Origin of the sequence: Pseudomonas sp. MWU15-20650, assembly GCF_023242475.1 — a bacterium.
Lineage (GTDB): Bacteria > Pseudomonadota > Gammaproteobacteria > Pseudomonadales > Pseudomonadaceae > Aquipseudomonas.
The window spans coordinates 64,810-86,265 of the sequence record NZ_JALJFG010000016.1 but is presented as its reverse complement, the minus strand read 5'-3'; the positions used below and the strand labels follow the sequence as shown (position 1 = coordinate 86,265).

Genomic DNA, 21,456 nt, shown 5'->3' with positions numbered 1-21,456 from the left:
CTAAAACGCGTGTTATCCATTACCTACAAGGCGCGAGCGGCTTGTGGCGAGCAAGCTTGCTTGCGTTGGGGGGCGAAGCCGCCCTTAAAAAACGGGAGCGCTTCGCACTCCAGCGCGAGCAAGCGCCCTCGCCCCAACCCACCGCACCTTTTCCTTTAGAAGGCCCAGTCGAGACTCAGGCCGACGCCGTGCACGTTCTCCTTGCTGGCCAGCAGGCCGTTGTAGTCGAAATTCACTCGCGCATCCTTGCTCAGCGCCAGGCTGACACGCGCCCCGACCAACGCGGCATCACGCACCATCGGCGCACTTTCCACCGTAAACGATGGGCCACCGGAGGCAAACGCCAGGTGCTGCTTGGAGTCGGTGCTGCTCAGGTTGTGCTGCCAGCCCAAGGTGCCGGACACTTCCAATTGCTGGTGGTCATTCACGTTGAAGGTCTTGAGGGCGCGCATACCCAAGGTACTGAGCACCAGGTCGCGACTGTCGTCATGGCTTTTCAACGCCGCGGCGTCGCCCTTCTCGGTGAAGCCGTCGGTGTCCAGGTGCACGTAGGCCAGGTTGGCGAACGGCTCCAGGGCCAAGGGTTGCAGGTTGACGCGATACGCCGCCTCGGTGAACACCTGTGTGCTGGTAGCATCGACCTTGGCTTTTTGCTTACCGCTGACAGCGCCGTATTGCAGGTCGCGCGTCACATCGGCACGGTGCCAGCTGTAGGTCGCACCGCCGCTCAAGCGCAACGCGCCGATTTCATGCCCGGCGTAGGCGCCGAAGTGGTAGCTGTCGACCGAAGCACGGCTATGGGTGTCATTGCCCATGTTCAACGAGGTGTCGCTGTAGCCGGCCACCAGGCCGATGCGCGTGGCGTCGTCCAGCGCCCCATCCACACCGGCGAGCAGGCCGCCGATGGAGGTGGTGTAGCCGGCCGTGTCGCTGCGGTTGTCGGTCTTGCCCCACGCGCCCAGTGCCTTGACCCACACGTTGCCACGGCTGTCGAGGGTCTGGCTGCTGGCGCCCATCTCGCCACTGCGCAGGCGCTCGCCCACGGCTTCGCGGACGTAGCGGCTGTCGTTGACCAATGCGCTCTCCAGCGCTGGGTAGATTTCCCCGCTCAGCTGTTGGAACGCACCTTGGGCCGAGGCCGCAGTCGGCGCCAGCAGCAGGCTTTCATACACACCATTGCCCGCGCCCAGTTGCTCGGCGGCCGCAGCCACCGCCCGTTGGTTGGGCGTGACCGCGACACTGGCGAAGCTGTTGGTGCGCGCCACCGCCAACTGCACCCCCGTAGCCGCGTAGTTCAGCGTGCCACCGATAAACAGGTAGTCAGGCAAGACCGAACCGAAGCTGCCGGTGACACCGCCTGCGGCTTGCAGGATGTTGTATTGGCGCCCCACCAGGCTTTCGGCCTGGGTCACGCTCAACAACGTCGGGCTGTTTTCCAAGGCCAGTGTCACGGTGCCGCCGCTGAGTGTGGCGGTACCGCCGGCGACGATCCGGTCGCTGCTGGTCGGTGACAGTTCCACCGCGTAGGTCGAGCCCGGGCCAAAGGTGACATTGCCGGCCACGTTCAGCGTACCGATGGAGTTACCCGGCGCCACCGTGCCGCCGCTGCTCGCCATCAGCGAACCGATCTGCCCCGAGCCACCGACGATACCGCCCTGGCTGACGGTCACATCAGAGGTGAGCGAACCGTTGATGGCCAACAAGCCTTGGTTGACCAGGGTCGGGCCGCTGTAGGTATTGGTGCCGGTCAGTACCAGGGTACCGATGCCCTGCTTGGTCAGGCCGCCATGCCCCGAAATATCGTTGCTCCATACCTCTCGGCCGCAATGCACATCGTTGCACAGCCGTTGAGTGGGTTTGCCGGCGTCCACCAGCGCGCCAACCCCGGGCAGGTCGGCGACAAACTGGCCGCTGCCATAGGCGCCGTCAATGCGAAACTCAGCCGGTATATCCTCGGCGGTGATGAACATGCCTGGCCCATTGACCGCCTTGCCCAGGTTGATCATGCCCCAGCCATACAGCGAATCGATGCCCGGTGCGCCAAGGTCTGTGGCGGTGGTTTTCAGCACGGTGGAGATCTGTTCACCGCTCATGTACGGGAAGCGCTCCATCAGCACCGCCGCACTGCCGGCCACATGGGGCGCAGCCATGGAGGTGCCATTTTTGTTGGCCCAGTCGGTGGTGAGGTTTTCCAGGCTGGTGCCGTTGATGATCGAGCTGTAGATCTTGGTGCCGGGCGCCGACACGCAAAAGCTCGCCGCATAGCCGCAGCGTGACGAGAATGTACTGATCACGTAGGGGACGGTGCTGGTGGTATCCGGGTTTTGCTGCAAGGCCGCAACCGACAGCCAGTTCGGCGCAATTTCCGGCACAAAGTACGCCAGCCCCGACATCGCGTCCGGGTTGTTGCGGTTGTAGTCGTTACCTGCCGCGAAGATGGTCAGCACACCGCTGCGGGCCGCGTCGATGGCGCCTTGGTAAGCGCCGCCGGCCAGGGTACCGAGGATCGGCCGAATGTGATTGAACTGCGCCTGCGCTTCATTGACCGTGAAGTTCGGGTACGCCGGATCGCGGCCGCCCTTGGCGTATAGGTCACCGATGCCGATGCCCCAGCTATTGTTGATGATGCGCGCGCCACTGGCGACCAGGCCATCCCAGCCCGCTTTGTACACCGCGCCGTCGTTGCCGAGGATGATCCCGTCTTCGGGGCCCGGGTCGCCGTTTTCGGCACTGATGATCTGCGCATTGAACGCCACCCCATGCATCGGCCCGCCATCGCGGTTACCGGCGGCAATCCCGCCGACGTGGGTGCCGTGGTTACCCAGCTTGCCGTTGGAGTCCTTGGACGGCGTACCGTCGTAACGGAACGCATCGCCGGCCTTCACCGGGATATACGGGTCGGTGTATTGGCGAATGCCCTCGGTGACGATCGTCACCACCTTGTTAGGGCTGTCGAATTCCGGATGCTGGGCGTACACCGGCTGGTCGAAGATCCCCAGCTTGACGCCCTTGCCGGTGTAGCCGGCGGCATACGCGGTGTCGGCATTCACGGCGCCCAGGCCCCAGTCGGCCTTGAACTCATTGCTGCGCCAACTGGCGGCGTCGCCCAGCTTGCCGGTTTCCACATAGGGTGCGGCCTGGGCGGTTCCCAGGCTTGCCAGGCAGCACAGCAACGCGCCGTATGGCACGCAGCTCAACGCCTTGAGCGGGTAGCCCGGGCCGGTGTGGGTGGCGGTAGTTAACCCTGACTTGCGTTTTTTCACGGTGACCTTCCTTAGTTTTCTTATTGCACTTCTTTGGAAATCCGATTTCTGCCAAACACCCTCGATCAACTGTGGGAGAGGGCTTGCTCCCGATGGTGGTGTACCCGTCGCTACATCTGGCGACTGAAAATTCGCCATCGGGAGCAAGCCCCCTCCCACATTTTGAGTCTGCGGTGTACTTAGAACTGCCAGTTGAGGCTCAGCCCCACCCCCTGGGTTTTCTCACGGCCACCCAATTGGCCGTTGTAATCGAGGTTGACCCGCGTGGTCGGGCTCAGTGCCAGGCTGGCCTGCACACCGACCAACGCGGCATCGCGCAACAACGGCGCACTGCGCACGGCAAATGAAGGCCCGCCTGCGACAAACGCCAAATGCTCCTCGGATTCGACCGCTGTCAGGCTGTGTTGCCAGCCCAACGAACCGGAAAGCGCCAGTTGCTGGTGGTCATTGAGTGGAAGGGTTTTCAGCGCACGCACACCGAGGGTACTGAGCACCGCATCGCGACGATCGCTGCCGCGCTCAAGGGCTGCTGCATCGCCTTTTTCGTGGAATGAATCACTGTCCAGGTGCACGTAGGCCAGGTTGGCAAACGGCTCAAGCGCCAGCGGTTGCAGGTGAATGCGGTACGCGGCTTCGGTGAACAGCTGGGCCGTGCGCGCCTCCAGCTTGGTTTTTTGTTTGCCACTGACGTCGCCGTATTGCAGGTCACGTTTCACATCGCCACGATGCCAGCTGTAGGCGCCGCCGACGCTGACGCGCCAGTCACCCAGTTCACGCCCCGCATAGGCGCCGAAGTGGTAACTGTCGATGGACGCCGACGCGTGCGTGCCGCTGCCCAGGTTCAGCGAACTGTCGCTGTAGCCGGCGACCACACCAATGCGGGTCTGTTCGTCCAGCGCCCCATCGACACCGGCCAGCAAGCCGCCGATCGAGGTGGTGGCGCCTGCCGTTTCGCTGCGACTGTCGGTCTTGCCCCAGGCACCGAGGGCCTTGAGCCAGAGGTTGCTTTCACCGGCCACCGGCACATGCCGCAAGCGCTCGCCCACCGCATCGCGCAATTGCAGGCTGTCGTTGATCAGCATCGCACCCACGGCCGGGTAGATTTCCCCGGACAGTTGCTGCAAGCCCTGTTGCGCAGTGGCCACCGAGTCCGACAGCAGCACGCTTTCATACACCGGGTTGCCGGCGCCCAATTGCTCGGCGGCGGCCGCCACGGCGCGCTGGTTACGGGTAGCGCCGACGCTGGCGAAACTGGCGTTATTGCGCCCGACGTTGAGCTGCACGTTATTGGCGGCGTAGTCGAGCGTACCGCCGAGGAACAGGTAGTCGGGCAACACTTGCCCAAACTGCCCCTGGATGCCGCCCGCCGCCTGGAGAATGCTGTATTGACGGCCGATCAGGCTTTGTACCTGGCTCTGGCTGAGCAGCGTCGGGCTGTTCTCCAAGGCCAGGGTCACATTGCCGCCGCCCAATAGCGCCCGCCCCCCGGCGACGATGCGATCACTGCGGGTGGGCGTCAGCTCTACGGCATAGGTGGAACCGACGCCCAGGTTGACATCGCCCGCCACCTGCAAGGTGCCCACGGAGTTGCCTGGCGCCACCGCGCCGCCGCTGTTCACCGACAGCGCGGCGATACGCCCGGAGCCCCCGAGGGTGGCGCTGTCGTTCACGGTCACTGCCGAGGCCAGCGAACCATTGACCGTCAGCAGGCCACCGTTGACGGTGGTCGCACCGCGATAGGTATTGTCGCCACTGAGTACCAGATGACCGACGCCCGATTTGATCAGGCTGCCCTCGTACACACGGTTGGCTGCAGCTTGGTCGCGCGCATGGCCGATGGCGTAGTCGGTTTGGTCCTGCTGGCTGGCATTGGCACCCACACCGTTTTGCCAGCCCTTGTCGATCAAGGTTTGCTGCCAGGCAAGATGCTCGGCGCGGTCCTCGGCCTGGCGCTGGATCAACGCCTGATCAGAGATGCCGTTGCTCCACACATCCCCCTGCCCGGCCGCCAGGTTCACGTCCATCGGGCCGAGCAATTGCCCAGGCCCATGCATCGCCCGGCCCAGGTCCGGCACGCCCCAACCCACAGTGGTAGTGGGCGCCTGGGTGATGGAGCCGTCGAGTTGCGTGGCGGTGGTCAACAGCACCTGCAGCGCCTGCGCATTGGTCATGTACGGGTAGCGCTCCATCACCAGTGCGAGTGCGCCCGTGGCGTGGGGGGCCGACATCGAAGTGCCGGATTTCACGCCATAGCCGCCCTCGGGAATGGTGCTGTTGATCAGCGCCCCCGGCGTGGAAATGCACCAATACTTGGCGATCCCACACTGGTTGTATTTCTGGTTATTGGCTTTATCCAACCCCGACACCGCCAGCCAGTGGCCTTCCAGCTCCGGCTGGAAATACGGCAAGGCCGAGCGCACGCTGGCGTTGGCATAGCCGCTGTTGCCGGCGCTGAACACGTTGATCACACCGGCCTTGGCCACATCCGCCGCTGCGTCGAGCCAGGTGCCCTGGTTGTAATGCTGGGCGTAGGCCGCGTGCAGGTCGCCGAGGGTCTGGTAGCTGACGTCCTTGGGCTGGCTGCCCCAACTGTTGTTGATGGCGCGCACCCCCGAACCCACCAGCGCGCTGTACACCGCCTTGAAATACTTGGGGTCCGGGGTCGGGCCGAACAGGAAGCTGTCATTGGCGTTGGTGTTGCCCACGTAGACTTGCGCGTTGTACGCCACGCCGTGCATGCCCACACCGTCGCGGGCCGCGCCCATGGTGCCGGTGACATGGGTGCCGTGGGAGTCGTTGTTGGGGTTGAGCGCACCCGTGGTGCTGAAGGGGCTGCCATTGACGTAAGTGCCGGTGGCGGTGACGGCGTGGAAACGGTCTTTGGAGGCTTCCGGGTGGTTGGGATCGAACCCCGAGTCCAGTGCGCCAATTTTCACCCCGCTGCCGCTGATCCCGGCGGCGTAGGCTTGGTTGGCTTTCATGCGGTCCAGGCCCCAGTCGCTCAGGTATTCGGCAGAGCGCCAACTGGCGGGGTTACCCGGTTGGCCGGTCTCGGTGTATTGCGCCTGTGCCGCAACGGACAGCAGGAGCAAGGAGCCAGCGGTGAAGGGTTTGAAGCGTGGTGAATCGGTGATCATCTAAACCTTCCTTATTGTTGTTATGGGTGCTCATTTCACAGGGCCAAAGGCCTCATCGACGGTCGCCAGGTCGGTGTCGCGCAAGTTGCCCGCGTAGTAATGCAATTTGGTCCAGGCCATCAGGTAGTCGTAACGCGCCTGGGCCAGGTCGCGACGCGTGCTGTACAACTGCTGCTCGGCATTCAATGCGTCCAGGTTGACCCGCTCGCCGCCGAGGATGCTTTGCTTGGTCGACACCACCAGCGCTTCGGCGGAGACCAGGGCTTTTTGATACGCGCGCAGCTTGCTCACGCCCGACAGGCAGGCGCTGAACTGGCGGCGCAGTTCGATCAGGGTTTCGCGGGTCTTGCCTTCCAACTCGTACTCGGCCTGCTCCATGGCGCGGCTGGCCTGGCGCGTGGAAGCCGAAACGCCGCCGCCGGCATACAACGGCAGGCTGAATTCGACGCCAATCGTGTTGGTGTCGTAGCGCTGGTTGTAGGTGTTGCCGCTGTCGGACTCCTGCTTGCGCGCACTGGCGTACGCGGTGATTTTCGGCAAATGCCCGGCACGGTTGCGCTCCACTTCGTAACGCGCCACTTCCAGGGCCTGGCGCTGGGAGGCCAGCGTTGGGTTATTGCTGATCGCCAATTCATGCCAGGTGTCGTAGTTGGCCGGCGTCAGGGTGAACGCGGCGAAGCTCTGGTTCAACGGCGCCAGGTCGTTGATGTTGACGCTTTGCACCCCGATCAACGCGCCCAACTCGCGCAGTGACGCGTCCTGCTCGTCCAATGCCTGGATCTCTTCGGCAGTGGCCAGCTCATAGCGGGATTCGGCTTCCAGAATGTCGGTGCGGGTGCCCTCGCCTTGCTGGAACAGGTGCTGGTTCTGCTGGAACTGCTGCTCGAATGCCTTCTTCTTGGCACGGGCGATGTCGATCTGGTCCTGGGCAAACAACGCCTGGGTGTAATAGCTCAGTACCCGTACCAGCAACGCCTGGCTTTTATCGCGAAAGCTTTCGTCGGCAAACAGCGCCTGGGCCACGCCCTTGCGGTAGTTGGCATAGGCTTCGTAGTCGAACAACGGCTGTTGCAGGCTGAAGGTGGAGCCGTAGCTGTCGTAGTTGCGGTCGTCGCGATAACTGCCGCCGCGCCCGTCAGGCAAGTGTGCCTCGGAGTTGTTACGGCCCTTGTTGTAGTTGTAGGACAGCCGGGGCAACAGGCCCGCGCGGCCGATGGTGCGGTTTTCCAGGCCGGCGTCGCGCTCCTTGATGGCACCTAAGAACACCGGGTCGTTGCGTAGCGCCTGCTCGTAGACGTCGAATGGGCCCATGGCGGCGTGAGCGCCGGCACAGCTGAACAGCAAGGCGATGAACACCACTTTCATGCTCATTCCTCAGTCAACGCGGAGCCGGCGCGATCGAGCAGCGGCTTGAACAGGTAATTGAGCAACGAGCGCTCGCCGGTGCGCACGAACATCTCGGCCGGCATACCGGGCTTGATCACCAGACCGTGGAGTTTTTCCAGGGCGGCCTCACTCACGGTGGTGCGCAGCACGTAATACGGCGCGCCGGTTTTTTCATCGAGCATCTGGTCGGCGGAAATCAGGCTCACTTCCCCTGGGACACGCGGGGTGCGGCTCTGGTTGAAGGCGGTAAAGAGGATATCGACCGGCAAATGGGTGCCGACCTTGTCCACCAGATGCACCGGCAAATGCCCTTCCACTTCCAGGCGTGTGCCCTGAGGCACGATCTCCAGCAGGGTTTCACCGGCACGCACCACGGCGCCTTCGGTGTGCACGCTGAGGTTGACCGCGATGCCGTCGGCCGGTGCGTTGATCTCGCTGTGTTGCAAGTCGAAACCGGCGGAGGTGAGTTGCTGCTCCAGGGTCAGGCTGCGCAGCTGCGCGTCGGCCAATTGGCTGCGCACTTCCTTTTGATACTCCTCGCTGTGCTGCTGCAACTTGAGGCGCGACTCAAGAATGCCCTGCTCCACCCGACCACTTTCGCCAGCGTTCTGCGCCAGGTCCTGTTGCACTTGGGATAATTGGCGCTGGTATTCCATCAGCCGGTTACGCGGGATGTAGCCGTTGTCGGCCAGGGGTTGCAGGTTGCTCAGTTGGTCACGCAGGGACTGGGCCTGGGCGGTCAGGTCGCTGCGGGCACGGCGCATGCCGCCCAACTGGGAAGTGGCACCGTCGATGTTCGCGCGAATCCCGGCTTGCTCACGGGCAAAGGCTTCCCGGCGGCTGCTGAACAGTTGGCGCTGGCCTTCGAGCACCAACGCCAGGGCCGGGTCCGGATTGGCGCTCAGCTCAGGCGGGAAGGTAATCGCGGTTTGGTTGTCACGCTCGCTCTGCCAGCGCGCCACGCTGGCCCAGGCCATACGGTACTGGGCTTGCAGCGACTGCACATCGGCCTGGTTCTGGGTCTGGTCGAGGCGAAACAATGGCTGGCCTTGTTTGACCAACTCGCCCTCCTTCACGAGGATGCGGCTGACCACGCCGGGGCTGAAGGTTTGCACGGCTTTGCGCTTGCCCGAGACCACCACCGTGCCTTGCACCGGGATACCTTGGTCCAGCGGGGCCAGGCTGGCCCAGAGGAAAAAACCACCGGCGCCGACCAGGGTCAGCAACCAGCCCATCTTTACAAAAAAACCGGCGTCGCGCTCTTTGAAACGAGGTTCAACAGTAAGGCTGCTCATGCGCCTGGATTCCTTGCGGCTTGATACTGACGGCTAAGGCTCACACCGGCCTTTTCCCGTGATGCTTCTTGCTGGCCCGACAAGGCGCGTAGCACTTCCTGGCTCGGACCGAACGCCTGCAAATGGCCTTCACCCAACACCAGCAACTTGTCTGCCTGGGCCAACGCCGAGGAACGATGGGTGACCAGCACCACGCTGCTGCCCTGGGCTTTCATCTGCACGATGGCACTGGCCAGCGCGGCTTCACCGACGGTGTCGAGGTTGGAGTTGGGCTCATCCAGCACGATCAGGCGCGGCCCGCCGTAGAGTGCGCGGGCCAGCGCCACGCGTTGTTTCTGGCCACCGGACAAGCCACCGCCGTTGTCACCCAATACGGTGTCGTAGCCCTGGGGCAGGCGCAGGATCATCTCGTGCACACCGGCCTGTTGCGCCGCCTGGACCACAAGCTGCGGGTCGGCGTCGCGAAAACGCGCGATGTTGTCGGCAATACTGCCGCTGAACAGCTCGATGTCCTGGGGCAGGTAACCAATGTGTGGGCCGAGGTCGTCGCGGTCCCAGCGGTGAATGTCCGCGCCATCCAGGCGCACCGTGCCCGCCAGGGTCGGCCACACCCCCACCAGCACGCGAGCCAGGGTGGATTTACCCGAGCCCGACGCACCGAGCACCCCCAGCACTTCGCCCGCAGCCAGGTTGAAACTGACTTGATGCAGGGTCGCCATGCGCCGCCCGGGCGGGCCTGCGCTGACTTGCTCGAAGCTGACCTGGCCCTTGGGCGCCGGCAACGCCATCTGCTCGACTTCCGGCGGGAACTCACGCAGTAATCCGTCGAGGCGCTGGTAGGCGAGCTTGGCCGAACTCCACTGTTTCCATACGGCGATCAACTGATCGATGGGGCTGAGCACGCGGCCCATCAGGATGGAACCGGCAATCATCATCCCGGCGGTCATCTCGCCCTTGATCACCAGGAACGCCCCCAGGCCCAGCACCAACGATTGCAGGCACAGGCGCAGGGACTTGCTCAGGGAGGTGATGACCGAGCCGGTATCGCTGGCCTTGTTCTGGTAGCCGAGAAATTGCGAATGCACCGCAAACCAGCGTTTGCGCAACGCCCCCAGCATGCCCATGGCCTGGATGGTCTCGGCGTTGTGCAAATGGCTGGTCGCCAGCTGGGTCGACTGCTGGGAAAAGGCGCCCGCCTCGCCCAGCGGCTTTTTGGTCAGGTATTCATTCAGGCACGCCAGCGCAATCAGCAACACCGCTCCCGCCGTGGCCAACACGCCGAGCCACACGTTGAACAGGAAAATCACAAACAGGTAGATGGGGAACCACGGCGCGTCGAAAAATGCGAACAGCGCAGGCCCCGTGATGAATTGGCGGATAACGGTCAGGTCGCCCAGGGATTGCCCGGCGTGCCCCTGGCCACGTTGCAGGTTGCGTTCAAACGCGGCTTTGTAGACGCGCAAGTTGAAACGCCGCTCCAACTGGCTACCGATGCGGATCACGATAAAACTGCGCACGACTTCCAGCGTGCCAATAAAGGCAAAGAAGCCCACGACCATCAGCGTCAACATCACCAGGGTGGTTTCATTCTGGGAGGACAACACACGGTCATACACTTGCAGCATGTAAATCGACGGCACCAGCATCAGCAGGTTAATCAATGCCGTAAAGCAGCCAATGCTGATCAAAATGTTCTTGTATTCACCCAACGCCCTGAATAAGGGCGCAACCGCATGGGACGTCGCCATAGTGTCTGATCTTCCCTGAAGCGAATGACGCGCAATAGTTGCCCTACCCCTTAAATAAGGGACGGCCAACTATTAAAATCGAGTGATAAGCTTATAACTTTAATTAAGGTGTTCGTTGCAATACAACTTCACGGCCTGACGGCGTGCGCCCTTTATATTCGCCTTCTTTCTGGCGATTCAAATGGGTAATCCCGGTGCCCTCGGCATTCATCAGCCAGATACCGTCCGGGGTCGGTGACCACGTCTGGGGTTTATCACCCAGCCATTGCTCCGCACAGGCAACATCACCGCCCAAGGCATTGGCCTGCTCCAACAGGTCCAGCGCACAGACCTGGTCCTGCTGGTGTAACTGCCAATGGCCGGCCAATTGGGCGGCGGTGGGTAAAACGAGACTGCTAGCCATTGCGTGGGCTCCTGCCAAAACGAACAACACCTGTAAAACACAGGCGATCAAATGGGAAAAACGCGGCATGTTGTGCTCCATGATAGAGCGCGGCGCCGAGGCGCCGCGCGCTTTACATCACGCTACGATGTCGCCGACCGCTGCCTGGCCGACGGTGGTGACGAGGAAATCCGCCGCGCCGTGCCCGGAGAAGTCCACGGCCAAGGTGCCCAGGTTGGTCCCCGAGGCATAGCTCAGCACAGCGTCGCCGGCATGGCCGGTGAACGCATTGACGAAGGTCAAGCCTGCACCTTTGGTAATGCCCGTCAGGTCGATCTTGTCGGAACCGGAGGTGAAGTCAAAGATCTTGTCCGAAGCCCCCGGTGCGGAATCGGAACTGGCACCGTACACGAAAGTGTCGTTGCCGCTACCGCCCCACAGTTGGTCCGCACCGCCACCGCCGTAGATGATGTCGTTGCCGGCACCGCCCTTGATGATGTTGGCTACGTTATTGCCAATGATCAGGTCATTGCCTGAACCGCCGAACGCGTTCTCGACAGTGACCCCCTTGGCGATGGACACGTTGCCCACCAGGCCGCCAACGTCGGAGAACGAGGCTTCATTGAGGTTGATCTTCTGGTTTTGGCTAAAACCTGAGAAGTCCAGGGTGTCGTTGCCGCCACCGTCCCATACCGAGAACACCAGCTTGTCGGCATTGGATGTGGCGCTGTAGAAATCACGCCCGGTGTTGGAGTTGAAACCGTAGGTGGTGTCGCCGGCACGGGTCGCGTAGTTGGCACCGTAGAGCTTCTGGATCGCGGCAATGTCGTCGATCAGCGGGCCCGAGGAATAAGCTTCGACGCCGCCTTTGCTGAAGTTCTGGTTGGTGTTGCTCTCGCTCCAGTAGCTCATGACGCTGTAGCCGCGCGTGTCCTGTCCATAGGTCGCGTCGTTATAGGTCGGGTTGCCACTCCCGGCGTTGTAGTCGCCAGGGTGGGCCAGGCCCAGGGTGTGGCCGATTTCATGGGTCAGGGTCTGCCGGCCATAGTTGTTCAGGTCCGGTGTCTTGTTCGGCGTGTAGCTGTTGTTGGTCAGGTACCACGAAGTGCCGTCGTAGCCTGCGCCGGTGCCGGGCAGGTAGGCGAAGGCAGCTGCGCCATCCTGGCCACCGCTGTAGTTGCCGAAGGTCATGTGTGCGTCACCGCCGGAAGCCTTTTCGGTAAAGGTCACATTGGCGACATCCGCCCAGGATTGCATGGCCAGTGCGGCCTGTGCTTTCTGCTGGGTGTTGAACTGGCTGAACCCGGAGATGCCATGTTTGTTCATGGTGGCCGAGGAAGCCGAGGTGAGGAAGGTGTAAGTCAGATCAATCTTGCCGTTGCCATCAGAGTCCCGGTAAGCGGCACCGTCCCGCAGCAGCTGGGTGGCTGCCTGGTCCACGCTGTAGGACGGTTTGCCATTGACCGTGAGGTTGCCGCCACGATCGTACAAGTGGCTAAAGCTATCGATTTGCGAGTAAGCAGTGCTGGCTTGCGCGGCAGATACAATAGCTTTGTCTTTTACTTTTGACATAAACGTACTTCCTTGTTTGCAAGTGCATCAGTCTTTGATCGATAGGAACCTCGCGGGCGAGATAGTCCTATCACTCGCCTCTTTTGAAGGCGTATCGAAACTGACACAACTTGAAATCTTTCGTCTACCAATATTTCCATAGCGTAAATGTGACGTAGATTCAACTTCAGGAAGTCGCACGCAGCATTTATTGGGGGTTTTGCCCGAGTGCGGCAAATCAGCGCCGACTGTTATTTAAATATTAAATAGCGGTAAAGCCGCTCTAGTTGAGCGGCGCACTTGAATAATGGATCCAATATATTGTCACGGTGTCATTGGCAGTATTAAAGAGCCATGACTTGCACTATTAATGTGCGTTGGCCCCCATTACCGGGACACACTCCACCCACACTTTTGCAATGCATCCATTAGTGTGCTGCCGGCAAGGCCCGGCACACTGACGCCATCCGCCGTGGTCATGTCTTCACCCGCCAGCACGGCATTGATGATCGCCTCCTCCACAGCCTCTGCCGCCGCACTGAACAGCGGCGAAATATGGTCATTGTTGACCATCCGCAACACGCTGCTGAGCGGCAGGTCTTGGCGACCATAATCGGCTGGCGGCAGCCCGTGGTTGCCCGTGGCAAACGCCAGGAACAGGTCGCCGCTGGAGTCCTCGGTGCCACCGCCGGTACGGGCAATGCCGATTGAAGCTCGCTGTGCCAGACGCCGGCACTGATGGGGCAATAACGGTGCATCCGTGGCAATGATCACCACGATGGACCCCATGCCCGGCGTGCCCCGTTCGGCGAATGGCGAGGGGATCTCCATCAAGTGGCGCCCTACCGGGTAGCCATCCACTCGCAACTCCTGGCGTTTGCCGTGGTTGGCCTGCACCAGTACGCCGACGGTCCAGCCGCCCTGCTCCTCTGGCAAACGCCGCGATGCCGTACCGATGCCGCCCTTGAACTCATGGCAGATCATCCCGGTGCCACCGCCGACCGCGCCCTCTTGCACCGGGCCGCTTTCGGCACTCTCCAGCGCCTGGCGCACATGCTCGGGCTGCACATGCTGGCCCCAGATATCGTTCAGCAGGCCATCGTAGGTTTCCATCACCACCGGCATGCACCAGTACACCGCCGGGTCCGCCAGGCGTTCACGCTCCAGGGCGATCAACGTGTCACGCACGATCCCGATGCTGTGGGTGTTGGTGATGGCAATGGGCGTGGTCAGCAGCCCGGCTTCGCTGATCCACTCAAGGCCCGTGGCGTCACCATTGCCATTGAGCACGTGGTAGCCGGCAAAACACGGTTGCTGCCGCGCCTCCCCGAAGCGCGGCTGGATGACGCTGACGCCGGTACGCACTTGCTTACCGTCGATACGGGTCTTGAGCGTCGTGTGGCCGACCCTGACGCCGGGAACATCGGTGATGGCATTCAATTCGCCAGGGGTGCCCAACCCCAAGGTGATGCCCAATTGACGTGCACGCATACCCACTCCTTACAATTTCTGAAACGCCGGACTCAACCGGCCACTGATGCAATACAAAATCACCGACAGGGCCAGCAAGCCGATGATGATCATGATGTCACGCACGGACGCCGCATAGATCAACGTCACCAGCAGATAACCCGCGCCCAGCACCGCCAATAACGCCGGCAGCGGCCACAGCGGCATGCGATAGGGGTGCTCGCGATCACGCAGCAGGACCCGGCTCATCAGCGCGCTCAACGCCACTACCAGGTACACCAGCATGATCAGCAAGACGCTGAACGAGGTCAGGTCCGCCAGGTTCGAACTGAAACTCAAGAGCGCCGAAGGAATCGCCAGGAACAGCGTCGCCAGCCACGGGGAATCCCAGCGCGGGTGAATACGGGTGAACAGTTTGTTGATGCCTGGGGTCCACAGCGCATCACGACCACTGCTGAACACCACGCGGCCAATCTGGATAACGATGGCGACAATCGCGTTGAACACCGACAGGAAGATACCGGCGCTGACCAGCCGTGACAGGGTTTCATTGCCGTGGCTGGTCAACAGGTAGCCGATGGGATCGGGGCTGCTGATCATCGCACTCAAGGAGGGGGCGCCAATCAATAAGGCCGTGATGGGGACCAACTCGATCACCACCACCAGCCCCAGGGACCACAACACCGCCTTGTGCACGCCTTTGCCGCCGCACTTCATGTCTTCGGCCAGCAACACCGCCGGGCCGTAGCCATTGAACGAGAACAGGCCAATGCCGACAGCGCCAATCACCAGCGCCCAGGGCGCCATGTGCAACACGCCGTTTTCGACGATCTGCGGTTGGAACAGCACACTCGCCGGCTGCACCGGGTTGCCGAAGCCGATAAACACGATCACCAGCAGTGCGGCCACTTCCAGCAGCAAACAGGTGCCGGTGATCCAGGCATTGAGTTTGATATTGAGGATGCCCAGGGCGTAGCTGCACACCACGATCACCAGGGCGACCGTTTGGGCGTCGAACTTGGTGCCCAGGGCGTTATTCAGGTACGTCGCCGCACCGGTCGCCAACACGGGCGGGATAAACAGCAACATCACCAGCACGGTCAGGAACGTCGCATAGCCGGCCATGCCGCCAAATACCCGCTTGGCGTACACGTACTCGCCACCGGCACTGTTATGGGCGCGACCGAGTTCGGCATAACAGAAGGCGAACATCAACGCGAGCAACGCGGCCATCACAAACGCCAGGAACACGCCGCTACCGGCCTGCTGGATGGCAAACGGGGCAATCACAAACACGGAACTGGCCGGCGTCACCGCTGAAACGGTAATGGCCACTACATCGAAGACGCTCAGGGTGGGCTTGAGCACGCCATCCGGCGCGGGGGAAGCACTCATATCGTTATCCTCTGTCGTTGTTTTTGGTAGGAGGCAGAAACGAAAAGTGGGACGTATGCGGGATATGTTTCCCGCTGGGTAATGGCGACGTTAAACGCCTGCCGGGTGCAGGCCAATTCCCCTATTGGCGTACTCCCCTTGACGACACCGGCTAAAAGCCGAACCCTTGGCCAACCTTTTGATGGCGGGAGCCTGTTACATGAGCCTGTTCAGGGAAATCGGCATGCATGCAGGGCTGGGGCGCACCCTGTCACAGATCGGTACCGAGCGCTTCTGGAAACAGTTGGTGCTGTTGCTGCACCAATGCCTGCCGTTCGATAACGCCCTGGCGATTTTCTACCCCCTGGACGGCCCGCCTCAAGCCCTGGAGGAATACGACGCCCAGCCCAGCAGCAAACCGGCGTCGATGCTGGTGTACCTCAACGGTTTGTACCTGATCGACCCGTTTTACCAGGCGTATCGCGATAACTATGCCAGCGGCGTGTACCGCCTGGAGGAAGTGGCACCGGATCATTTTCGCCAGAGTGAATACTTCCTCAACTACTTCCGCGACAACGTGCTGGAAGATGAGGTGCAATTCATCCTGCAATTGCCCGGCACGGGGACCTTGTCCTTGTCACTGGGCATGCAGCGGCGGTTCAGCTTTGAAGAAACCGGGTTGATGACCACGCTGGCGGCGTGGGTGCTGCCATTGATGCAACAGCATTGGCAGCAAAGCACCCAGCGCACGCCCGCTATGGAGAGCCAGATCAGGGATGCCTTGAGCCATTTCGGCAGCGGCGTGCTCTCGGACCGCGAACTGGAAGTGGCCCGGCTGGTGCTGCGTGGGTTTTCTTCCAAGGCCATGGCCGAACGGCTGAGTATCTCACCGGATACGGTCAAGGTGCACCGTCGGCACCTGTATGCCAAGCTGGATATTTCGTCACAGCCGGAGTTGTTTTCGTTGTTTATCCAGTCGTTGGGGCATGACTTGGAAAACCCTTGACCCAATAAGCGCTCAAGTCGGAAAAATTGGCATGCCTCCCTTGAGCGCTAGCAGCACTGAACCCAGTGCTATTTGGTTTTATTAAATAACTTGATGTTTTTTTCCGTCAAATGAACGCCGTCGACATACACCGTGAAATCCTCGCCTTTGGGCTCAAGCTTAATCTTCAGCACACCCACTTCCTCAGGTCGTAGATACGTCAATTGCATATCCCCGACCTGTTGGGGTGGACCGTCAGTGCGTTTGATGTCTGTTATCTTCGAATGCTTGAGCATCTTGGACACGTCAATCCTGTCGTGCTTGGGATTGAAGTTTAAAATCCGGTCTGGATTACTGGCCACTGAGTCGCTGCCATTCTCATACTTGAAGCTATTACGGCCCACACTCCCTACCAGTTGATCGCCACCGCCACCGCCGATAATGACCGAGTCCTGGCCGCGAACAGCCTCCAGCCGCTCACTTTGGTCTGTGCCACGCAAGGTTGGACGTGCGGTGCTAGGGGGCGCGGGATAGGTCCAGGTTCCGCCTACGGGGAGACTTTCTATAGATGACATATGGGTTGCCTTATATATAAAAGTTAAAGTTCCTGATGAAGCCAGCAAGCAATAACCACCGCGCAGAACCGGCTGGCTTTTTTAAATGCCAGCCGGCATGTGTTGCGATTGTTGTATTCGCGGCTGCTCGCCACCTTCCACTTTAATATAAATATTTTCCAGCCTGCATGTATAACATCGTGTGACGAATAACCAATGAAACCCTTCGAATCAATATAACGGGAACTCATTCAAACTAATCGAGCACACCATTTTTAAACATCAGCGGCCAGTACGAATGCTATTCCACACCCGCGTACGAACACGGTCGATGTTCAACGGCATGGCTTGCAGCGCAAACAACTTGCCCATCATTTCCGGGCTCGGGTAGACCTTGGTGTCCGCCTTGATCGCCGGGTCCAGCAGGCTGTCGGCTGCGGCGTTGCCGTTGGCGTAGTGCACGTAGTTGGTAATGCTGGCCATGACTGGCGGGCGCAGCAGGTAGTTCATGAAGGCATAGCCGGCTTTTTCGTCAGGCGCGTCGGCGGGCATGGCCACCATGTCGAACCAGATGGCGGCGCCTTCCTTGGGAATGTTGTAGCCGATGTTCACGCCGTTCTTGGCTTCCCTGGCACGGCCTTCGGCCTGCAGGATGTCGCCGGAAAAGCCGACAGCCACGCAGATATCACCGTTGGCCAGGTCGGCGGTGTATTTCGAGGAGTGGAAGTACGCCACGTAAGGCCGCACTTTCATCAGCAGGTCTTCGGCTTTTTTGTAGTCTTCAGCCTTTTTGCTGTGGTGCGGCAAGCCCAGGTAGTTGAGCGCGGCCGGCAGCAACTCCGGGCCATTGTCGAGGATCGCCACCCCGCACTTGTGCAACTTGGCCATGTTTTCCGGCTTGAAGATCAGGTCCCAGGAGTCCACCGGGGCGTTGTCACCCAGTACCGCCTTGACCTTGTCGATGTTGTAGCCGATGCCGGTGCTGCCCCACAGGTACGGGAAGCCATGGGCATTGCCCGGGTCGTTGTTTTCCAGGGCCTTGAGCAGTACCGGGTTGAGGTTCTTCCAGTTTGGCAACTGGCGCTTGTCGAGCTTTTTCAGGGCGCCGCCCTGGATCTGCCGAGCCATGAAATGGTTGGACGGGAACACCACGTCGTAGCCGGATTTACCGGTCATCAACTTGCCGTCTAGGGTTTCGTTGCTGTCGTACACGTCGTAAGTGAAGCCGATACCGGTTTCTTTCTGGAAGTTCTTGGTGGTGTCCGGCGCAATGTAGTCCGACCAGTTGTAGATTTTCACTGTCTCGGCAGCCTGGCTGATACAGGCGACCCACATCAAGGGCAACAGGGCAATGGCTTTCATGGTTCGATTTCCTGGCGGTTTTAGGGCTGTTTTTATGGCAGGCGATCAAGGATCAAAGCGTTACAGGGTCAATACACAGGTCTTGCGTGAGTGATGCTCATGGGGTTTCCCCGTGTGAGTGAAACGACTAGTGCATGAAACCTTCCATGAAACCGGCGATGCCGGTCGCCAATGCGCGGCGCCAAGGAGCAGTATTGGGGTTGGCCAATACCTGGTCTTCATGGACAAAGCTGCGAATGATCGCGTTGTAGCCCAGCCAGCGACAGGGCTCGGGCTCCCACGCCTTGAGGGCGTCCAGGCCACGCTCACGCATCACCCAGGGTTGATGGGTCAGCGGCGTGTCGAGGCCCAGAATCAGGTCGGCCAGGGTTCGACCGCCGAGGTGGGCGGCGCCTACGCCCTCCCCGCCATAACCACCGCAGAGCGCGATGCCGGTTTGCTGATTGCAGAGCATGTGCGGTCGGAAATTGCGCGACATGCCGAGGTTACCGCCCCAGGAGTGGGTGATCCGCACCTGCTTCAACTGTGGGAAGAGCTCGCCGAACAGATAGCGACGCAGCGCCACTTCGCTGTCGGTCAAATCGAAGTTGTGGCGCAATTTGCCGGCAAACTGATAACCGCCACGGGCACCGAACACCAGGCGATTGTCGGCCGTTCGCTGGCCATACGTGACCTGGCGGCTGCTCTCGCCAAACGCCTGGCCATGGTTCAGGCCGATTTCATCCCAAGTGCTGGCGGGCAAGGGCTCGGTGGCGACGATCAGGCTTTGAACCGGCAATTGATAACGACCCAGCGGCGGCAAGGTATTGGCATACCCTTCGACGGCCGGCACCACCCACGCGGCGCGCACGCCAGCCTTGGCCGTGCGCAGGCTACCGGCTTGCCAATGGGTCACCGGGCTGTTTTCGTAAATCGCGACGCCCATGCGTTCAACCACCCGCGCCAGGCCGCGTACCAGCTTGGCCGGGTTGATGGTCGCCACATGGGGCGCATAGATACCGCCATAGGGCCTGGCGATGCGGATCTGCTCCGCCAACTGCTGCGGGCTCAACCAGCGGTAGTCATCTTCGGTCAAGCCCTGGGCGTAGAGTTTCTCCAGGTAACGACGCAGGCTGCCTTCCTGCTCGGGGTAGCGCGCGGCGCAGTAAAGGGCGCCGCCCTTGCGGTAGTCGCACTCAATGCCTTCAAGGGCCAACACCTGGGCCACTTCATCGGGAATCCCATGCAGCAGGTCAAACGAGGCGCGGCGCTGCTGGGGGGGAAGGTCGGCCAACAGGCGGTCTTCCCCCAGCAGGTTCCCCATCAGCCAGCCCCCGTTGCGGCCGGACGCGCCAAAGCCAGCGGTTTGCGCCTCGATGATCGCGATTTTCAGCTCCGGGGCCTGGCGCTTGAGGTAATAGGCCGTCCATAGGCCGGTGTACCCCGCGCCGATAATGGCCACATTGACGTCCAGGTCATGCTCCAGGGCCGGCCGCGCCAGCAGCGGGTCGTCCAACTGGTCCATCCATAAACTGATATTGCGCCATGCCGGCATGCCAGGTTCCCCTACCTCGTTTCGATAGGGTCGATCCTAGAGCGCGGGGTTACGGGCTGTCTTGCGCGCGTGCACGCAGGGAAATTTGTTTGACGTAGGCTTTGGGCGATTGGCCGGTGTGCTGGCGAAAGGCGCTATAGAACGCCGACAGGGAATTGAAACCGGCGGCGAACGCCAGGTCATCGACCTTGATGGGCGGTGTGGCACTGTCCAGCGCAGCCAGCAAGTGCTGGAGCCGGGCCTGGTTGACGTAACGGTAGAAGCTCTGCCCCAGCACCTGGTTCAGCAAGTAGGAAATCTGATTGCGGCTGTAACCGCACTCCTTGGCCACCCGTTGCAAGTCCAGCGCCGGGTCCAGGTAGGGCTGCTGTTGCTGGAAGTAATGCTGCAAGTCGTTGGCCATATGCCCCAACTGCTGAGGTGACAGGCCCAGGCGGCTGACGGTTGGGCGCAGGGTACGGGCCGGCGGCTCATGCACCAGGGACGCGTACTCGTTGACGCGCCAGATCAGCCCATCGCGCACGGTGATGGCCTCACTGGTGCGAAAGGACACCAACCCCTGCCCCCCGCGCAAGGTGATGCGGTACTGGATAAAGGCCGTGTCACCATCGGCACGAATACGGTCAATGTGCTCAATGGCCTCATCCGCCTCACGCGGCATGCTGGCGTGCAGGTACTCACGCAATTGGGCGTAACCCACCACGCGGTTCTGGAAAAAATCGTGGTACTGGATTTCGGGGTGGTAGTAAGCCATCACGCCGTCCAGATCGCGATGGCGCCAGCACAGGTGGTGACGCAGCACCAACTCGCCGGTGGCTTGGGTGTTCTGGCTATCATCGTCTGGCGCGATGTCGGGCATATAGGGCTCTGCAACAGGGTAAACGGCTGAGAGTGCCGAAATTCAGCAGCGCCTTCAATGGCCAACTGGAACTTCTGACTAATGGCCTTTTGCCTAACTTTCAGTAAGACATGATCCACATCAAAATTAAGGAAAAGAACCGCCGAACGGGCCGAAAAAATCACCTTGCACTTGCGAACGGATGCTATTTTGAAGTGCTTAGACACCATGACCAATGACGGTCTTGGCCCCTGCCGCGAGCTAAAGGAAGCGCTCAATGAACAAGGTGGGCAACATGAACAAAGTGACGTTCCCCAACGCCTGCCAGCTGATGCGCTGGCATTTTCATCCGATGGGCTTCGAGGGGAGTATGGACGCCCCCGGCAGCATGGTGGCCCGCCTGTTCGACCGCGCCAGCGGCGAGACGTTGATCGCCATCGCCGGCATCCCCTGTGCCACCGTGATGAACGCCGCTGACGTGGAACGCATCATCGAAGCGGTGGAGGATGAACTGGAGTCCTTTGTGCCGCCGCTGTCTTTGCGGGCCTGAAGCCTGCTAGACATCCTGTGTGCGAGG

At 61.1% G+C, this 21,456-nt stretch carries 15 protein-coding genes; 2 read left to right on the top strand and 13 right to left on the bottom strand.

Annotated features, from left to right (window positions below; all coding sequences use genetic code 11):
• Window positions 1-155: 155 nt before the first annotated feature.
• The 9 genes from M5B43_RS14555 to M5B43_RS14515 form a co-directional block, all read right to left on the bottom strand.
• On the bottom strand, window positions 156-3,263 hold the full coding sequence (locus tag M5B43_RS14555; RefSeq protein ID WP_248750766.1) for an autotransporter serine protease: 3,108 nt from the start codon (window positions 3,261-3,263) through the stop codon (window positions 156-158).
• A 179-nt stretch (window positions 3,264-3,442) separates the two neighbouring features.
• Window positions 3,443-6,400, bottom strand: coding sequence for an autotransporter serine protease (locus tag M5B43_RS14550; RefSeq protein ID WP_248750765.1), 2,958 nt, complete (start codon window positions 6,398-6,400; stop codon window positions 3,443-3,445).
• 30 nt (window positions 6,401-6,430) lie between these two features.
• The gene (locus M5B43_RS14545; RefSeq protein ID WP_248750764.1) at window positions 6,431-7,765 is read right to left on the bottom strand and encodes a TolC family outer membrane protein; all 1,335 of its coding nucleotides are present in this window, start codon (window positions 7,763-7,765) and stop codon (window positions 6,431-6,433) included.
• A gap of 2 nt (window positions 7,766-7,767) precedes the next feature.
• Window positions 7,768-9,081, bottom strand: coding sequence for an HlyD family type I secretion periplasmic adaptor subunit (locus tag M5B43_RS14540; protein ID WP_248750763.1), 1,314 nt, complete (start codon window positions 9,079-9,081; stop codon window positions 7,768-7,770).
• On the bottom strand, window positions 9,078-10,829 hold the full coding sequence (locus tag M5B43_RS14535) for a type I secretion system permease/ATPase (protein WP_248750762.1): 1,752 nt from the start codon (window positions 10,827-10,829) through the stop codon (window positions 9,078-9,080). Before M5B43_RS14535 ends, M5B43_RS14540 begins: the two co-directional genes overlap by 4 nt.
• Window positions 10,830-10,932: 103 nt before the next feature.
• Window positions 10,933-11,301, bottom strand: coding sequence for a protease inhibitor Inh/omp19 family protein (locus M5B43_RS14530; protein WP_248750761.1), 369 nt, complete (start codon window positions 11,299-11,301; stop codon window positions 10,933-10,935).
• Between the two features lie 48 nt (window positions 11,302-11,349).
• Entirely contained in the window at window positions 11,350-12,783 is a 1,434-nt protein-coding gene (locus M5B43_RS14525; RefSeq protein ID WP_248750760.1) for a serralysin family metalloprotease, read from the bottom strand.
• A gap of 366 nt (window positions 12,784-13,149) precedes the next feature.
• On the bottom strand, window positions 13,150-14,253 hold the full coding sequence (locus M5B43_RS14520; RefSeq protein ID WP_248750759.1) for a P1 family peptidase: 1,104 nt from the start codon (window positions 14,251-14,253) through the stop codon (window positions 13,150-13,152).
• A 9-nt stretch (window positions 14,254-14,262) separates the two neighbouring features.
• Window positions 14,263-15,627, bottom strand: coding sequence for an APC family permease (locus M5B43_RS14515; protein ID WP_248750758.1), 1,365 nt, complete (start codon window positions 15,625-15,627; stop codon window positions 14,263-14,265).
• 199 nt (window positions 15,628-15,826) lie between these two features.
• Here M5B43_RS14515 and M5B43_RS14510 point away from each other — a divergent pair, with 199 nt between their 5' ends.
• Window positions 15,827-16,612: a helix-turn-helix transcriptional regulator gene (locus M5B43_RS14510; RefSeq protein ID WP_248750757.1), complete on the top strand. Its 786-nt coding sequence runs from the start codon at window positions 15,827-15,829 to the stop codon at window positions 16,610-16,612.
• Window positions 16,613-16,680: 68 nt separating this feature from the next.
• On the opposite strand, the gene M5B43_RS14505 is transcribed toward M5B43_RS14510, so the two are convergent.
• From M5B43_RS14505 to M5B43_RS14490, 4 genes are all read right to left on the bottom strand, one after another.
• Entirely contained in the window at window positions 16,681-17,166 is a 486-nt protein-coding gene (locus M5B43_RS14505) for a M10 family metallopeptidase C-terminal domain-containing protein (protein WP_248750756.1), read from the bottom strand.
• Between the two features lie 261 nt (window positions 17,167-17,427).
• Window positions 17,428-18,507 (bottom strand): polyamine ABC transporter substrate-binding protein, encoded by a 1,080-nt coding sequence (locus M5B43_RS14500; RefSeq protein WP_248750755.1) that lies wholly within the window; start codon window positions 18,505-18,507, stop codon window positions 17,428-17,430.
• A 127-nt stretch (window positions 18,508-18,634) separates the two neighbouring features.
• Window positions 18,635-20,041, bottom strand: coding sequence for an FAD-binding oxidoreductase (locus M5B43_RS14495; RefSeq protein ID WP_248750754.1), 1,407 nt, complete (start codon window positions 20,039-20,041; stop codon window positions 18,635-18,637).
• Window positions 20,042-20,090: 49 nt separating this feature from the next.
• Window positions 20,091-20,900 carry a helix-turn-helix domain-containing protein gene (locus M5B43_RS14490; RefSeq protein WP_248750753.1) on the bottom strand — a complete coding sequence of 270 codons (810 nt, stop codon included), beginning with the start codon at window positions 20,898-20,900 and terminating at the stop codon, window positions 20,091-20,093.
• A gap of 256 nt (window positions 20,901-21,156) precedes the next feature.
• Between M5B43_RS14490 and M5B43_RS14485 the strand changes: the two genes are divergently transcribed.
• Window positions 21,157-21,429: a DUF1652 domain-containing protein gene (locus tag M5B43_RS14485; RefSeq protein ID WP_027605770.1), complete on the top strand. Its 273-nt coding sequence runs from the start codon at window positions 21,157-21,159 to the stop codon at window positions 21,427-21,429.
• Window positions 21,430-21,456 lie beyond the last annotated feature (27 nt).

Coding starts and splice junctions, on each gene's coding strand:
- M5B43_RS14500 (WP_248750755.1), bottom strand. CDS start 18,507: ATGAAAGCCATTGCCCTGTTGCCCTTGATGTGGGTCGCCTGTATCAGC.
- M5B43_RS14545 (WP_248750764.1), bottom strand. CDS start 7,765: ATGAAAGTGGTGTTCATCGCCTTGCTGTTCAGCTGTGCCGGCGCTCAC.
- M5B43_RS14490 (WP_248750753.1), bottom strand. CDS start 20,900: ATGCCCGACATCGCGCCAGACGATGATAGCCAGAACACCCAAGCCACC.
- M5B43_RS14525 (WP_248750760.1), bottom strand. CDS start 12,783: ATGTCAAAAGTAAAAGACAAAGCTATTGTATCTGCCGCGCAAGCCAGC.
- M5B43_RS14530 (WP_248750761.1), bottom strand. CDS start 11,301: ATGCCGCGTTTTTCCCATTTGATCGCCTGTGTTTTACAGGTGTTGTTC.
- M5B43_RS14515 (WP_248750758.1), bottom strand. CDS start 15,627: ATGAGTGCTTCCCCCGCGCCGGATGGCGTGCTCAAGCCCACCCTGAGC.
- M5B43_RS14535 (WP_248750762.1), bottom strand. CDS start 10,829: ATGGCGACGTCCCATGCGGTTGCGCCCTTATTCAGGGCGTTGGGTGAA.
- M5B43_RS14540 (WP_248750763.1), bottom strand. CDS start 9,081: ATGAGCAGCCTTACTGTTGAACCTCGTTTCAAAGAGCGCGACGCCGGT.
- M5B43_RS14485 (WP_027605770.1), top strand. CDS start 21,157: ATGAACAAGGTGGGCAACATGAACAAAGTGACGTTCCCCAACGCCTGC.
- M5B43_RS14520 (WP_248750759.1), bottom strand. CDS start 14,253: ATGCGTGCACGTCAATTGGGCATCACCTTGGGGTTGGGCACCCCTGGC.
- M5B43_RS14510 (WP_248750757.1), top strand. CDS start 15,827: ATGAGCCTGTTCAGGGAAATCGGCATGCATGCAGGGCTGGGGCGCACC.
- M5B43_RS14550 (WP_248750765.1), bottom strand. CDS start 6,400: ATGATCACCGATTCACCACGCTTCAAACCCTTCACCGCTGGCTCCTTG.
- M5B43_RS14505 (WP_248750756.1), bottom strand. CDS start 17,166: ATGTCATCTATAGAAAGTCTCCCCGTAGGCGGAACCTGGACCTATCCC.
- M5B43_RS14495 (WP_248750754.1), bottom strand. CDS start 20,041: ATGCCGGCATGGCGCAATATCAGTTTATGGATGGACCAGTTGGACGAC.